Annotated in this window: 13 protein-coding genes; 6 read left to right on the plus strand and 7 right to left on the minus strand. The window is 65.3% G+C overall.

Going from position 1 to position 14539, the window contains the following annotated elements:
- Nucleotides 1-27: 27 nt before the first annotated feature.
- Nucleotides 28-1437: a hypothetical protein gene (locus tag ACOGXC_RS08995; protein WP_419917858.1), complete on the minus strand. Its 1410-nt coding sequence runs from the start codon at nt 1435-1437 to the stop codon at nt 28-30.
- 104 nt (nt 1438-1541) lie between these two features.
- Nucleotides 1542-2600 (minus strand): NAD(P)H-dependent glycerol-3-phosphate dehydrogenase, encoded by a 1059-nt coding sequence (locus tag ACOGXC_RS09000; RefSeq protein ID WP_419917859.1) that lies wholly within the window; start codon nt 2598-2600, stop codon nt 1542-1544.
- Between the two features lie 164 nt (nt 2601-2764).
- Here ACOGXC_RS09000 and cofC point away from each other — a divergent pair, with 164 nt between their 5' ends.
- From cofC to ACOGXC_RS09015, 3 genes are all read left to right on the plus strand, one after another.
- Nucleotides 2765-3340, plus strand: a complete 576-nt coding sequence (cofC, locus tag ACOGXC_RS09005; protein ID WP_419917860.1) for a 2-phospho-L-lactate guanylyltransferase — start codon at nt 2765-2767, stop codon at nt 3338-3340.
- A gap of 99 nt (nt 3341-3439) precedes the next feature.
- Nucleotides 3440-4168: a PIG-L deacetylase family protein gene (locus ACOGXC_RS09010; protein ID WP_419917861.1), complete on the plus strand. Its 729-nt coding sequence runs from the start codon at nt 3440-3442 to the stop codon at nt 4166-4168.
- 42 nt (nt 4169-4210) lie between these two features.
- Entirely contained in the window at nt 4211-5182 is a 972-nt protein-coding gene (locus ACOGXC_RS09015; RefSeq protein ID WP_419917862.1) for an NAD-dependent epimerase/dehydratase family protein, read from the plus strand.
- Between the two features lie 54 nt (nt 5183-5236).
- On the opposite strand, the gene ACOGXC_RS09020 is transcribed toward ACOGXC_RS09015, so the two are convergent.
- Nucleotides 5237-6196, minus strand: a complete 960-nt coding sequence (locus tag ACOGXC_RS09020) for an alpha/beta fold hydrolase (RefSeq protein ID WP_419917863.1) — start codon at nt 6194-6196, stop codon at nt 5237-5239.
- Nucleotides 6197-6253: 57 nt separating this feature from the next.
- Here ACOGXC_RS09020 and ACOGXC_RS09025 point away from each other — a divergent pair, with 57 nt between their 5' ends.
- Both ACOGXC_RS09025 and ACOGXC_RS09030 read left to right on the plus strand, forming a co-directional pair.
- Nucleotides 6254-7009, plus strand: coding sequence for an RDD family protein (locus ACOGXC_RS09025; RefSeq protein WP_419917864.1), 756 nt, complete (start codon nt 6254-6256; stop codon nt 7007-7009).
- Between the two features lie 36 nt (nt 7010-7045).
- Nucleotides 7046-7666, plus strand: a complete 621-nt coding sequence (locus tag ACOGXC_RS09030) for an RDD family protein (protein ID WP_419917865.1) — start codon at nt 7046-7048, stop codon at nt 7664-7666.
- 88 nt (nt 7667-7754) lie between these two features.
- Here ACOGXC_RS09030 and ACOGXC_RS09035 read toward each other — a convergent pair whose 3' ends face one another.
- Nucleotides 7755-8597, minus strand: coding sequence for an SDR family oxidoreductase (locus ACOGXC_RS09035; protein ID WP_419917866.1), 843 nt, complete (start codon nt 8595-8597; stop codon nt 7755-7757).
- A gap of 89 nt (nt 8598-8686) precedes the next feature.
- Here ACOGXC_RS09035 and ACOGXC_RS09040 point away from each other — a divergent pair, with 89 nt between their 5' ends.
- Nucleotides 8687-9493, plus strand: coding sequence for an SDR family NAD(P)-dependent oxidoreductase (locus ACOGXC_RS09040; protein WP_419917867.1), 807 nt, complete (start codon nt 8687-8689; stop codon nt 9491-9493).
- Between the two features lie 120 nt (nt 9494-9613).
- Here the strand turns inward: ACOGXC_RS09040 and ACOGXC_RS09045 are convergent, their stop codons facing one another.
- From ACOGXC_RS09045 to ACOGXC_RS09055, 3 genes are all read right to left on the minus strand, one after another.
- A complete protein-coding gene (locus tag ACOGXC_RS09045) occupies nt 9614-10786 on the minus strand; it encodes an acyl-CoA dehydrogenase family protein (protein WP_419917868.1) in 1173 nt (390 codons plus the stop codon).
- A gap of 74 nt (nt 10787-10860) precedes the next feature.
- Complete coding sequence (locus tag ACOGXC_RS09050) at nt 10861-13458, minus strand: CaiB/BaiF CoA transferase family protein (protein ID WP_419917869.1); 2598 nt, start codon at nt 13456-13458, stop codon at nt 10861-10863.
- A gap of 45 nt (nt 13459-13503) precedes the next feature.
- A complete protein-coding gene (locus ACOGXC_RS09055) occupies nt 13504-14406 on the minus strand; it encodes a cyclase family protein (RefSeq protein WP_419917870.1) in 903 nt (300 codons plus the stop codon).
- Nucleotides 14407-14539 lie beyond the last annotated feature (133 nt).

Raw genomic sequence — 14539 nt, forward strand, 5'->3', positions numbered from 1 at the left:
GCCAGCAGCGCCTCGCCCGCGACCTGTTCACTGAACCAGCAGCGCCTCGCCCGCGACCTGTTCACTGAACCAGCTCTCATCCAGCGCCGGGGCCCTCACCGTAATCGGCTCCTGGTCGGGATGAGCCGCCAGTTCCCACAGCAACGCGGGACGGTCACCATGCCAGCGCACCGCATACGAAACCGGCCCGAAGCGGGTGGGCAACCCGTAGACCGCCAATGGACCGCCCCGCCACGCCGGCCGGAACCCGGGCACCAGGAGCAGGTGGTCGCCCTGCTCGCTCACCAATTCGGCCCGCAAACCCTCTTCACGGGGTTCGGCGGGGCGCAGATCCAATCCCTCTAGGTCACCTCGGTATTCTCTTACTCGTGACCGGGGGAATATCGCTTCGGCGGGGCGCAGATCCAATCCCTCTAGGTCCCGGGCCGCCCGGCTCTGGCCCGCAGCGTTCAAAAGGCGAACAATGGATTCGACCGGCACCTCCGCCCCAACCCGGGCGGCCGCCTCCACCGCCTCGGCCACGGCCTCTACGTACCGCACCGCGGCGGCGCGGCTTCGGGTCAGGTCGTGATGCACCCCGAACGCCGTGAGCCGCTCGGTGGGAGCCTCCGTGGTCCAACGTTCGGCGATCTCGTTCAGCACCACCTCGGCATCCTGGTGGTAGCCGTGGTGATCCAACCGTACCGACAACCGGCAAAGCTCGGCCATCCCCACCGTCTCCATTCGTCCGGTAGAACCCAACCACCGATGCCGATTCCGGTCGATACGCCCAGCCAGTGCCCCATCGGGAACCTCGATGAGGGCTCCCCTATCCAGATGGGACCGCCACCCCCGCACCACGGCATCGGCCTCGGGCAGATCTGAGGGTCGAAGCAGCGGCCCCCGCCCCAGCGCGGTGCTCACCGCCAGCCGAGCGGTGTGGGGCAACGGCCAAACCAGCGCCGCAATGTCGCGGCCCCCACCGCTCAAACCCCTGTCGCCGGTCACCGCCCCGGTGCCGGGATGCAGCACGGCCTCGATCGCACCGGGCCCGGTTGCGGCCGCCGCCGGAGGTCGATCCCACACCAGCACCGGTTGGTCGCCAACCACCAGCCCGGTTCGGTCCACCTTCACCACTTTCCCGGGGACTTCCACGATCAAAGCCACCGCGAAAGCAGTGGCAGCCTCATTGCCCACCTCCACCACCGCCACCGCCGTTCCCCCGCCGGCCACCGCCCACACCCGTTGCACCGCGTCCCCGTCGGGGAGCTTCATGCGGGTCTCCACCACCCCCACATCGCTCTGGCCCACCGTCGCTTCCTGCGAAGCCCGGTGCCAGCGGTCTGACGCTCCCACCCACCAGTCCAGGGTCCAGTCCCCGGTGCCGGGTCGAACCGACCCGCAAGCATCCACCTCTCCCCACCCGGGGGTGCCGAGAACGTCAAGGGGTCTGCTCACCGGTTGAAGCGCTTGTACATCAACGGATTCGATCACCGGGGAGAACGCTTATACATCAACGTGCTCGATCACCGGTTGGAGCGCTTGTACATCAACGGGCTCGATCACCGGTTGGAGCGCTTGAGGAACCGCCAGGCTCGGTGGAGCCGCGACCTCCGGGAACCGGCCGATTCCGGCTCGGGGCGGGCCTGGCGTCCCATCAGCACCATCGAGGCCTCGGCCGCGGTGCGGGCACCCTCGATAACCGAGTGCACCTCGGTGCTGATGGGCATCTCCACGCCGTGCTCACCGGCCAACTCCACCACCACCCCGGCGGTGAACACCCCCTCGGCCACCTGATCCATCTCACCCACGACCTCCCTGGCCCTCCGGCCCCGCCCGAGCTGTTCACCCACATGGCGGTTGCGGCTCTGGGGGCTCATGCAGGTGGCCAGCAGGTCGCCCATCCCCGCCAGCCCTGTGAAGGTGTCGGCCCGCCCCCCCATGGCGGTGCCCAAACGACCCATCTCGGCCAACCCCCGGGTTATCACCGCCGCCCGGGTGTTGTCCCCCGCGCCCAGGCCGTCCACCATGCCCGAGGCCAGGGCAATCACGTTCTTGAGGGTGCCACCCAGCTCGCAGCCGATCACATCATCGTTGGTGTACACCCGAAAGAGGTCGGTGGCGAAGACCTTCTGCAACGCGATGGCCACGGTGTCGTCAGCCATGGCCATAACCGAGGTGGCCGCGTGCCCCGTCAATATCTCCTTGGCCAGGTTGGGGCCGGTGAGCGCGCCTGCGGGGTGGGCGGGGGCCACCTGATTGATGATCTCCGTCATGCGCAATCGAGTGCCCCGTTCCAATCCCTTGGTGAGGCTCACCACCGGCACCCATGGCCGCAAGTGCGGGGCCACCTCTTGCAGCATCGACCTGAAAGCTGCCGATGGCACCCCCATCACCACCACCTCTGCTTCGGCCACCGCCTTCTTCAAGTTGGTGGTCGCCCGCAAGCTGGAGTGCAGCTTGTAGCCGTCCAGATAACGAGGATTGGTGTGGTGTTCGTTCACCGCGGCGGACGTTTTGGGGTCACGACACCACAAGACGGTGGGCACGTTGTGGGCAGCCAGATGGGCAACAGTGGTTCCCCACGACCCTCCACCTATAACGGCAACCCGGTTGGACATGGGTACCGAGCGTAGACGGGTCACGACCCGCAATGGACTTTCGCAGATGGATGCCGGCCCGACAAGGTCACGACCCGCAATGGACTTTCGCAGATGGATGCCGGCCCACCGCCGAACATCTTGGGGCCGAACCCGGCCGCGCTACCCGCAATAGACTTTCGCAGGTGGATGCTGGCCCGACCGTTGCCGCACTGATTCCGGTCAAGGCATTCGCTCAAGCCAAGCTCCGCCTCGCACCCGCGTTGGGGTCGCAGCAGCGGGCCGCTTTGGCCCGTAACATGGCAGCCCACGTGGTAAAAGCCGCGGCTCCGCTGCCGGTGGCGGTGGTGTGCGACGATGGCGAAGTGCGAGAGTGGGCCATCTCTGCGGGAGCCGAGGTTGTGTGGTGCCCGGGCACCGGGCTGAACGGCGCGGTACGAAGCGGTGTGGAGCATTTGCGGTACGCCGGTGCCGACCGGGTGATCGTGGCCCACGGGGATCTGCCTCTGGCCGGATCGCTGGCCCCGCTGGGTGACTGGCCCGGCATCACCCTGGTACCCGACCGCCGTAACGACGGTACCAACGTGGTTGTCCTCCCCAGCGACTGCCCCTTCGAGTTCTCCTACGGTCAGGGGTCCTTCGCCCGCCACCTGGCCGAGGCTCAGCGGCTGGGGCGCAGCTTGCGGATCTGGCGCGACCCCGCCCTCGGGATGGACATCGATCTTCCCACCGACCTGGACGACCTGGCGGTAATGACATGAAGTCCCGGAACAGGAACCACCTGGCGGTAATGACATGAAGTCCCGGAACAGGGACGACCTGGCAATAATGCAATCGGCTATGACATCGGCCATAGCCACATGAAATCCCGGAACCTGGCCGTACCCGAGCGGGTGCTGGCCATCGGTGCCCATCCTGACGACATAGAGCTGAACGCCGGGGCCACGCTGGCAAAATGGGGGGCTGCCGGATGCGAGGTGAGCCTGCTGGTGTGCACCGATGGCTCCAAGGGCACCTGGGACCCCGATGCCGAACCCGGCGAGCTGGTGGCGGTTCGCCGGAACGAGCAACGGGAATCGGCCCGGCGGCTGGGCGCGACCGGCTCGGTGGTGTTCCTGGACTGGATCGACGGGGAGCTGGAGTCCGGGCCAGCACCTCGCCGGCAGTTGGTGTCGTGGATCAGAAAATTGCGGCCCGTGGTGGTACTGGGCCACGACCCCTGGCGGCGGTGGCGGCTCCATCCCGATCACCGCCACGCCGGTTGGCTGACCGTCGATGCCATCGTGGCCGCTCGTGATACCCACTTCTTTCCCGATCTGGGCCTTGCTCCCCACCGGCCCGATGCCCTCCTGCTGTTCGAGGCGGACGAACCCGACCACGCCGAATACACCGGTGGCTTCGAAACGATCAAGGCCACGGCCCTGGAGGCCTTCGTGAGCCAGTACGAGACCACCCTGTCGCTGCCTCCCGATCCCGATGACACCGACCGGGCCCGACTTCACAACCGGGTGGCGGGCGACCTGATGGATGCCGGGAGAACCGCCGGGCTGGCCTCAGCCGAGCTGTTCAAGCTGATCGACAACCTCTAGAGTTCTTCGAGCCTTCCCTTCCAGACCGGCCCAGGAGTTTCCATGCTGCAAGACCAGAAGATCCTCATCACCGGCATGACCGGTCAGATCGCCTTCCCCATGGCCGCCTACCTGGCCGAGCACAACGAGGTGTGGGGTATCGCCCGGTTCAGCGTCGAAGGCAGCCGGGAGAAGGTGGAGGCAGCCGGCGTGCGCACCGCAGTGACCGACCTGGCCGAAGGGGATTATTCCAACCTTCCCGACGACTTCGACTACTTGATCCACATGGCTGCCTTCCAGGGGACGGGCCTGGACTACGACTGGGCCATCCGGGTGAACGGCGAAGGAACCGGTCTGCTAATGGCCCACTGCCGCAAAGCCAAGGCCGCGCTCATCGCCTCGACCTCTTCGGTGTATCACCCCCACCCCGACCCATGGCACCCCTACACCGAGACCGACCGCCTGGGCGACTGCCACGCGGTGCATGCCCCCACCTACTCCATGTCCAAGATCAGCCAGGAGGCGGTGGCCCGCACGATGTCTCGGATTCTCAACCTGCCCACGGTAATCACCCGCATAAACGCCAGCTACGGACCCAACGGCGGGCTGCCGGTGTACCACATGGACTGGTTAATGAGCGACCGACCCATCCGCCTCAGAGCGCCGGCCCCATCGCCTTACTCTCCCATCCACCAGGATGATATGAACGCTCAGGTTGAGCCGCTTCTGGCCGCAGCATCGGTGCCTGCCACCGTGGTGAACTGGGGTGGCGATGAAGCAGTAAAAGCCGAGGATTGGGCGATGCTGTTCGGTGAGCTATCGGGAAAAACCCCCGAGGTGGTCTATGACGACTTTCCTGGTTCGCAGCCGGGCAACATCGCAGACCCGACCAAGCGCATCTCGCTCACCGGGCCTTGCCGGGTGAGCTGGCGCGACGGGTTTGCCGGCATATACGAGGTGCGCTATCCAGGGGGTGTGCCGGCACCCGGTATCGGCGGAGCCGACCGCTTGACCAACGCCTACGGCAACGACTAGACGGGAAGCAACTAACCCAACTGGGCTGCCGGCAGGCGGGCGACCAAGCAACCACTAGCCCAGACGAGTGGCCAGCAGGCGAGCCAGTTCCAGCGGCTGATCGCCCTGGATGCTGTGACCGGCACCGGCCACCACCACTACCTCGGCATCGGGCTGGCGGCGCAGGAACTCCTCCACGTCCTCATCGCCCACCACCCCCGAATCGGCGCCCCGGTAAAGCACCACCGGGCAGGTCAGGGCATCCACCGCGGCCCACAAGCTCGAGAACTCGGGGCCGCCACCGGGCTCGGTGAGCTTCCAGTCGCGCACTGGATCCCATCGCCATGTCCAGCTCCCATCGGTCTGCTCCCGGGCGTTGTGGATTATGCCCCGCCGCAGCGAGGATTCACTGCGGGTGGGGTTGAACTCGACTGTTCGGGCCAGGATGTCGTCGAAGCTCTCGAAGGTCTGGGGACCGGAGATGAACTCCACTATGGGTTCGGCCTTGGCGTGGTCGGTGCCCGGAGTCATGTCCACCACCGCAAGCGAGCGCACCAGCTCGGGGTGTTGGGCCCCCAGGCAAATGGCGGTCAACCCTCCCAGCGACATGCCCACCACCAACTCGGCCTCCGGGGCCAGATCACCGACGGCTACGGCCACGTCGTCGGCCATGGATGGGGGCCAGTAATCGTGCTCGGACCTCCAATCGGAGTGTCCATGGCCCGGCAGGTCCACCGCCACCGCCGGTTCCCCCAGGGCCAGCACCACCGTGTCCCAAGTGTGGGCGTTCTGTGCCCCTCCGTGGATGAACACCACCCGGGGCGACCCTTGGCCCCACACGATGGCGCTCAACCTCAAGCCGCTGGGAAGATCCACCCTGCTACGCGCCACCGGGGGAGGCCCTTCCCATGCCAGCCCCACCTCAGAAGCATTCTCAGCCAGCATCGAGAACTCGTGGTATCCGCTCACCGGCAACAACCCTGACTCGTGGTATCCGCTCACCGGCAACAACCCTGACTCGTGGTATCCGCTCACCGGCAACAACCCTGACGCTTGCTGAAAGCTGCTGTCAAACATTACAGTCCGGCCCTGATGAGCATTTCCGCCTGGGAGCCCGATCCCACCGGTCGCCACCAGTACCGCTGGTGGGACGGTGAGCGGTGGACCGACCAGGTAGCCAACAACGGGATGCAGGGGGTTGACTCGCTGAGCAGATCCGAAGCGGAACTACCCTCGTGGTGGCGTACACCACCTTCAGATCAGGTTGACTCGCTGAGCAGCTCAGAAGCAGAACTACCCCACCAAACCCGCACAACTCTTACCACCCCTCCTCCTCCCCCAGGGCTGCCCGGCGAGGTGTCGAGCGCTGGCCACGGTTCAACCCTCCCCGATCCTTTGATGCTGCTGGCTACAAGAGGCCAGCGATTCGGCGCGTATTTTATGGAATTCCTCCTAATGATTGTAACCTTAGGCATCGGCTACCTGATCTGGTTGCTAATCGTTTTTGCCAAGGGTCAAACCCCAGGAAAGCAGTTGCTCAACATGAGGGTAATTCGCTTAGAGCAGCGAAAAGCGGCTCACTGGGGATGGATGTTCTTACGCCAAATAGTAATTGCGACAGCAATAAGTTTAGGATTCACTATCTTGATTGACCTTATACTATTGAACCTCATACTATCTGTAAATATTTCTCTCGGAGTTTTCATATTTGTGCTGCTTTGGTATCCAGCAAATTTGATAGTTTTTCTAACCAATGACAAAAATCAGGCCATTCCAGACACGATAATCAAAACAGTGGTTGTCAAAGAAACCGCAGGTGAATTTGATCCCCCACGTCAAGGGTATTAGCACCGGACAAACATCCGCAATAATGCTGTTTTATCCATGAGTGTTTCTTCCTGGGATCCTGACCCCACAGGTCGCCACCAGTACCGCTGGTGGGACGGCGAGCGGTGGACTGACCAGGTAGCCGACAACGGGGTACAGCGGGTTGACTCGCTAAGCGACACCGAATCCAAGCTACCACATAAAGGCCGCCCAGAAAATGCACCTGCATCAAGCATAACAAATAGGTCTCTGTCGCCGGCGGAGACCGGCGACCCATCGACGATGCTGGCTTCCAGGGGGCAGCGAGTCGGGGCGTTCTTCTTGGAATTATTGATGTCTATAGTGACGCTTGGGATTGGCTACCTGATCTGGTCGCTGATCGTTTATTCCAGGGGTCAAACCCCAGGAAAGCAGTTGCTCAACATGAAGGTTGTCAGCCTGGAACAAAGACAAGCTGCCAGTTGGGGATCCATGTTCGTGCGAGAATGGATACTAAAAGGAATAATCATTGTGATATTGACCACTACTACAGCAGTAGGAGGCTCAGCATGGTTGCTGCTCAACCTGATAATCATGCTCACCAGTGACACGAACCAGACCATTTGGGACAAGATACTCAAAACAGTGGTTGTGAACGACCCTGATGGCGTATTCAATTCCCAGCGTGGTTGGCAGTAACACGGCTCGAGCAGAGAGGCTGCTCACCGGCAATACCCTTCCAAACAGCTCCAGCGGCAAGGTCCGCTCACCGGCGATACCCTTCCAATCAGGCTTGCGGCAAGGCACCCAGCATCACGTCGGGGCCCAAGGCAGGGGCTATGAACGGAGAGAAGTCGGGGCCCCGTCGCAAGCTGTGGCCACCGTCCACGTTGATGCACTGGCCGGTGATCCACCGTGACTCGGGGCCGATCAGGAATCGGGCCAGGTGCCCAACATCCTCCGGATATCCCACATCGGCCATGGGCGTGTTCTTGATGTAGCTCTCGTACACCTCTCCGTCGCGGGGGATGCCCTCCATGATCTCGGTGGCGATGAACCCCGGGCGTATGGCGTTGAAACGGATGCCGGCCGCGCCGTACTCGTCCGCCGCGTTGCGCATGATGGCCTCGATGCCCGCCTTACCCGGTGTGTAGGCCCCGAAATACGGGTGGGTCACATGACCGGCGATGGACGACATACCCACGAACGATCCCCCACCCGCTTGCCGCATCAAAGGAACGGAGTGTTTGACACAGAGCATCGTGCCCAGCACGTTGAGGTGCAGCACGCGAAGGAACTCCTCGGTGTCCTGCAAATGAAAGGGGCCCATGCCTCCTCCCCCACCGGCGTTGGCCACCACTCCGTTGAGGGTTCCTGTGGGTTCGGTGGCGGCGGCCACCGCCGCGGCAACCGAGGCTTCGTCGGTCACGTCGGCCACCACGTAGCTCACGCTGCCCCCACTGCCGGCAACCTCGCCGATCCGCTCGGCGGAGTCCTCCAACTTGGCTTCGGTACGACCGCAAATTGTGACCGCGGCACCGCCGGCAACCAGCGCGGCCGCGCAGGCGTGGCCGATGCCGGTGCCCCCACCGGTAACCAGCACTCCGTATCCCTTCACCCCATCTGCCATGATTACTCCCTGATGTGTAATCGCACCAGGCCTTCTGGCCTTGTGCGGTTGATCGAACTCAGCAACCGCAAAGGTAACAGGAGGATCCGATGAAACCAGACGCGCTGGACGCATTCCGGCTCGACGGCAAGGTGGCGGTGATAACCGGCGCAGCTTCGGGTATCGGTGAGGCCACCGCCGAGTTGTTCGCCGCCGCCGGGGCCAGGGTGGTGTGCGGTGACCTCGACGGTGAGGGAGCCGAGACCACGGTCAAGCGCATCCGCGAGGACGGGGGTGAGGCGGTTGCCCAGGCCTGCAACATAACCTCCCGGGACGAGGTGGAGGCCCTGATAAACCGGGCCGTAACCGCTTACGGCGGGCTGGACATCATCGCCAACATCGCCGGTGCCATGTTCCCCGGTTTGATAGAGGACCTCACCGACCAGGACATCGACGCGGGCATAAACCTCAACATCAAGGGGGTTCTCTACGGTTGCCAGGCCGCCATAAGAGCCATGAAGAACAACGGCGGTGGGGTCATCCTGAACGTGTCTTCGGGGGCCATCGACCTGGCCTACGAGGGCATCGGGGTTTACGCCTTCAGCAAAGCGGCGGTGGCCATGCTGGGCCGCACCCTGTCGCTGGAGGTGGGACGCTACGGCATAAGGGTGTGCACCCTGGCCCCGGGCAGCACGCTGACCAACTTCACCACCTGGCGGTTGCACAACGACGACGGCACCCTGAACCAGCAGGCCTACGACGAGTTCCTGGACTACGCCCGGGGCCTGTCCCCCATCGGTGCCATCGGCGAAGCGATCGACCAGGCCTACCTGATGCTCTACCTGGCCTCGGACGCCGGAAAGTTCACCACCGGGAACATCTTCCGCTCCAACGGCGGCCAAACCACCACCTTCTGAGTCAAACCAGCGCCCTGCCAAGCGCTCCCCACGAGGGAGGGGAGAAGGGGGAAGTCGCAAGCGCTCCCCACGAGGGAGGGGAGAAGGGGCAGGCCACAAACAGGCCCAAACCGGGGGAACTCATCGCGGGGACCGGGGCAGGCCCAGACCGGCGGTGGCGATGATATCCCGCTGGATCTCGTTCACGCCCCCGCCGAACGTTCCCACCGGCGCTCCCCGGTAGGCCTGCTCCAGCTCCCCGGCCAGGACCGCCTCCGGTGTCCCCCTCACCAGGTAGGACCGCGGCCCCAGTACCTCCATGAGCGTCCGGAACGACTTGACCTTGAGTTCGGTGCCGAACACCTTCATGGCCGATGCATCAGCCGGCTTCAGCTCGGTGTGCTCCAGGGCCGCGGCCACCTTCCAGTTGTACATCTTCAGCGCCTCGTTGCGGGCGTAAACCTCGGCCAGGGCCACCCTCACCCACTCCTGGTCGATCACCCGGCGGCCATCGTCAAGGGTGGTGCGGCGGGCCCAGTCCACCACCCGGCGCAGCGGGCCGTCGATGTTGCCCGCCGGGGCCAGGCCCACCCGCTCGTGGTTGAGCTGGGCGGTTATGAGCTTCCACCCCCCGTTCACCTCGCCTATGCGAGCCCAATCGGGAACCCGGATGTCGTTGTAGTAGGTGGCGTTGGTGTGGCCCCCGCCCAGCAACCAGATGGGGGTGTGGCTGAACCCGTCCAGGGTGGTATCCACCGCGAAGATGGTGATGCCCTTGTGCTTGGGGCCATCGGGGTCGGTGCGGGTGGCCAGCCATACCCAGTCGGCCTCGTGACCACCGGTGGTCCAGATCTTCTGGCCGTTGACGACCCACTCGTCACCGTCGCGCACCGCCCTGGTCCGAAGCGAAGCCAGGTCGGTGCCGGCGGTCGGCTCGGAATAACCGATGGCGAAGTGCAGCTCCCCGGCCAAAATCCTGGGCAAAAAGAACGCCTTCTGCTCCTCGGTTCCGTAAACGTTCAGAGCCGGTCCCACCGTGTTCAGGGTCACGAACGGCAGGGGGGCCCCGGCCCGATTGGCCTCCTCGAAGAATATGAGCTGCTCCAGCGGGGTGTAACCCTGGCCTCCCCACTCCCTGGGCCACCCCACTCCCAACCAACCATCCCTGCCCATCTGCCGGATGGTCTCCTTGTACACCGGCCCTCCGTGCTCGGCCCCCAGGGCTTCCCGCCGCTCCGGGGTCATGAGACCGTCAAAGTACTCCCGCAGCGTGGCCTGAAGCTCAAGCTGGTCATCGGTAAGATCAAGAAACATTGAAGGTCATGCTAGCGGCCTGCCCCCGGGCAGTAAGTGGGCTAACCCGTTCATGAGCGGGAGGAGCCGGACCATCAGCCCCAGTTGGCGGGGCGGGTGCCTATGACTTGGGCTTCGGCCAGGCGGGTTATCTCGGTATCGTCGAGGCCGAGCACGTCACGCAGGATCTCCTCATTGTGCTGTCCCAGGGTGGGGGCGGGGCGGCCCAAGCTGTGGTAGCTGCCATTGAAGCGAGCCGGGAAGCTGGGGTAGGGCACCCGGCCGACCACGGGATGATCCATCCACTGGTGGTGGCCCCGGGCGGCTAGCTGGGGATTGTCCATCGACTCCCTACCGGTGATGACCGGGGCAGCGGGTACGCCGGCATCCAGCAACTCGGCCACCGCGGCGTCACGGTCCCGATGAGCCACCCAGTGGTTGATGGCGGCATCTATCTCATCGTGATGGGCTTGGCGGTCGGCCCGGTCGGCCCACCCGGCCCAGTCGCTGCGGCCCAAAAGCTCGGCCAGGGCGGGCCACTGGGCATCGTCATCCACCGAGATCACCACCCAGCGGTCCTCGCCGGCGGCGGCGTAGATGCCCTGGGGGGCGGCGTAGGGCGAGCGGTTGCCCCCGCGCTGGAGGAGCTGGCCGTAGGCCGTCCACTCGATCACCTGCTCGGCGGCCGCGTTCAAACCGGCCTCGATGAGCGGCACCTCCACCAACTGGCCCTCGCCGGTCTGGGCCCGGTGCTCCAGGGCCAAAAGGGTGGCGAACACGGCGTGCATGCCGCCGAGCTGGTCGCAGATACCCCGGGGCACCAGCGGCGGACCGTCGGGGTCACCGGTGAGGAAGGCCAGACCGCTGGCCTGCTCGATGGTCATGGCGAAACCGGTGCGGTCGCGCCACGGCCCGTCCAGCCCGAAGGCCGGCATCCGCACCATGATGGCATCGGGATTCAGCCGGTGAACCTCGTCCCAGCCCAACCCGAAGTTCTCCACCACCCGGGGGGAGTAGTTCTCGATAACGATGTCGGACATCCCCACCAACCGCTTGACCAGGGCCAGGCCGTCGTCGCTGGACAGATCCAGAGTCACCGAGCGCTTGCCGGTGTTGGCCCCGTGGCACACCGGGCTCCACTCCCACAGGTCGTCGCGCTGGAGCCCGCTGGCGAAACGCATCCCGTCGGGGCGCTGGATCGACTCCACCTTGATCACGTCGGCCCCCAGAGCGGACAGCAGGCACGAGGCCACCGGACCAGCCCAGAAGGTGGCCAGATCGCACACCCTCAACCCCGCCAGCGGCTGCGACGGTTCGGTGCGAGGCAAACCCCCTGCCACTTCCGGGGATTCGGTGCGAGGCAAACCCCCTGCTGCTTCCCGGGATTCGGTGCGAGGCAAACCCCCTGCTGCTTCCCGGGATTCGGTGCGAGGCAAACCCCCTGCTGCTTCCCGGGATTCGGTGCGAGGCAAACCCCCTGCTGCTCCAGACTCGAAATGGGCTGATCCGGCTAGAAGCTCTTCGGTGCCTTCCCCCGGAGCCGGCGCCGGGCGAACCGGCAACCGGGGGCGACGGCCCAGGGTGTAGGGCACCCGGGGCTGGATGAAACCGCCGGGGTTCTGCACGTACACACCCCGCTCGGCGAAGTGGTCGATCCGGGCCACCCGGCTGCCGTCACCGATGGGAGCCACCGGCACCCGCAGCAGGATGGCCTTCTCCACGATCTCATCCACGGTGTGTGCCCTCGTGTAGCGGGCGATGCGCTCCCACACCTCGTTCCGGTTGTCCAGCCGCCCGCTGGCGGTGGCCAGCGCCGGGTCGTCGGCCATTGCGGGGTCGTCGATCACCACGCAGAAATCCTTGAACTGCTGACCGGTGATGGTACAAAAACCCACCCAGCCGTCCCGGGCCGGCTCCACCGAGGGAATCTCGATGGAGCGCTCCCCGGTGCGCGACTCCGGGGCGTAGGCGGCGTAAAGGTGGGCGTACACGACGAAGCTGGTGGTCATGGCCTCGTAAGCCGAAACATCCACGTGCTCGCCGGCGGTGCCGTCCCGCCGGGCGGCCATCAGCGCCCCCAAACCCAGGGCAGCGGCGTTGGCCGCCACCAAGAACTCCCCCAACTTCCCGCCCACCCCGAAGGGCATCTCGCCGGGGATCCCCCGACCGTCGGTGGAGCCCACCCAGGCTTGAAGGGTGAACTCGTTGGCCGGGCGCTGATCCCACGGCCCACCCCGACCCCAGGGCGAGATCGACAGCATCACCAGGGCCGGGTTGCGCCGGGTCAACTCGCCGTGACCCAACCCCAGCGACTCGACAACCCCCGCGCCCCGGTCCTCCACCACAACATCGGTGGTTCGGGCCATGTCCAGGAACCGGTCACGGCCCCCGGGCTCATCCAGGTCGATCACCACGCTGCGCTTGCCGGCGTTGAGGAACCGGAAGAAGGCCCCGTCACCGTGCTCCGACGACCCCGATGCCGACCACGACCGCCACCGGTCACCACCGGGGGGTTCGACCTTCACCACCTCGGCACCGGCATCGGCGAACAGCTTGGCCGTATAGGCCCCGGCGATGGTACCTGTGAGCTCCAGCACTCGCACCCGATCCAGGACCGCACCGCCGGGCGTACCCAGCAGGCCTCCCGCGGCCCTCCCGGGGGTGGGAACCCCGCGAGCCGCAGCCCCCGCCATCAGCCAGGCCCTCCTGCGCTTGCGGCCACCTCCGGCACCGGAGGGCTAACCGATGACGACCGGGTTGATCGGGCTACCGGTGGCCCCGGTCACGTTCAGCGGCGAGACGGTCATGAAGCCCTCGTGGCAGCCATCGGCAGCCATCCCCGCGAGGTTCAGAAACTCCAGCATGTAGATGCCCGCACCCACCAGAAGGATCTTGTGGACGGTGAGGAAGTCGTTCTCGTCGAAAGGGATCACCTCGATGGCCGCGTTATCGGCCCCCACGGCCACAACATCCTGGTCGGCCAGCCACCGGGCCCCGTCGTTGTTGATACCCGGTTGCGCGAAGGGCTGCTCGGCACCGGGATCGGCGTTGATCGACCACCACATGTCCAGGTAACCGGTACGGATCAGCACTATGTCGCCGGCTCTCACCGGGGTACCCTGGGCCTCGGAGCAAGCCGCCAGATCGGCCCCCCCGATGGGAGTGCCGGGCTCGAGCCAGCCATCGGCTCCGAAATGAGCCACCATGTCCAGCAGCACCGCCCGCCCGGCGATGGCCCCCACCTTCTCGATACCCAGCCGGGAGGCCCCGGTGTGGGTCTTCATGGCCTCCTTGGAGAAGCCGTTGTAGTGCTTGTCCTCGCCGTAGACATGGCACAGGGCGTCCATGTGACTGGTGGTGTGGGAGGCGAAGACCAGCACATCCTCGTGAGCCCCGGTACCGGCATGGCAGCCGTAGGCCTCATAGATGCCCTCGTCGGAGGCGTTCTGGAGGGTGAGCCGCATAGGGGTGCCCCTGTAGTCCATTATCGGTACCCCCTGGGACTGGATGGGGATACCCAGCGGGTACACCTTCCCCGAGGTGATGGATGCGCTGGCCGCTCTCACCACCTCCGGGGTCAGCAGGTTCAGCGCCCCCCGCTCATCGTCGTCGCCCCATCTTCCCCAGTTGTTCTCAGCCATGGGGCGATCCTAGCGTTTCGGCCTCGACCCGGGTGCGGTCAACAACATGAAGCCCCCGCCGGCACAGGGGGCAGCCCACCTCCCCTGTGCAGATACAGAGTTGATAATTACTCTATTGAGTAAATTTACTCAC

This window comes from Candidatus Poriferisocius sp. (assembly GCF_965202595.1).
In the GTDB taxonomy this organism is placed as follows: domain Bacteria; phylum Actinomycetota; class Acidimicrobiia; order Acidimicrobiales; family Bin134; genus Poriferisocius.

Excerpts from the sequence above, each read along its gene's own strand:
- ACOGXC_RS09000 (WP_419917859.1), bottom strand. The coding sequence starts at position 2,600 with ATGTCCAACCGGGTTGCCGTTATAGGTGGAGGGTCGTGGGGAACCACT.
- ACOGXC_RS09010 (WP_419917861.1), top strand. The coding sequence starts at position 3,440 with ATGAAATCCCGGAACCTGGCCGTACCCGAGCGGGTGCTGGCCATCGGT.
- ACOGXC_RS09015 (WP_419917862.1), top strand. The coding sequence starts at position 4,211 with ATGCTGCAAGACCAGAAGATCCTCATCACCGGCATGACCGGTCAGATC.
- ACOGXC_RS09025 (WP_419917864.1), top strand. The coding sequence starts at position 6,254 with ATGAGCATTTCCGCCTGGGAGCCCGATCCCACCGGTCGCCACCAGTAC.
- ACOGXC_RS09030 (WP_419917865.1), top strand. The coding sequence starts at position 7,046 with ATGAGTGTTTCTTCCTGGGATCCTGACCCCACAGGTCGCCACCAGTAC.
- ACOGXC_RS09035 (WP_419917866.1), bottom strand. The coding sequence starts at position 8,597 with ATGGCAGATGGGGTGAAGGGATACGGAGTGCTGGTTACCGGTGGGGGC.
- ACOGXC_RS09040 (WP_419917867.1), top strand. The coding sequence starts at position 8,687 with ATGAAACCAGACGCGCTGGACGCATTCCGGCTCGACGGCAAGGTGGCG.
- ACOGXC_RS09045 (WP_419917868.1), bottom strand. The coding sequence starts at position 10,786 with ATGTTTCTTGATCTTACCGATGACCAGCTTGAGCTTCAGGCCACGCTG.
- ACOGXC_RS09050 (WP_419917869.1), bottom strand. The coding sequence starts at position 13,458 with ATGGCGGGGGCTGCGGCTCGCGGGGTTCCCACCCCCGGGAGGGCCGCG.
- ACOGXC_RS09055 (WP_419917870.1), bottom strand. The coding sequence starts at position 14,406 with ATGGCTGAGAACAACTGGGGAAGATGGGGCGACGACGATGAGCGGGGG.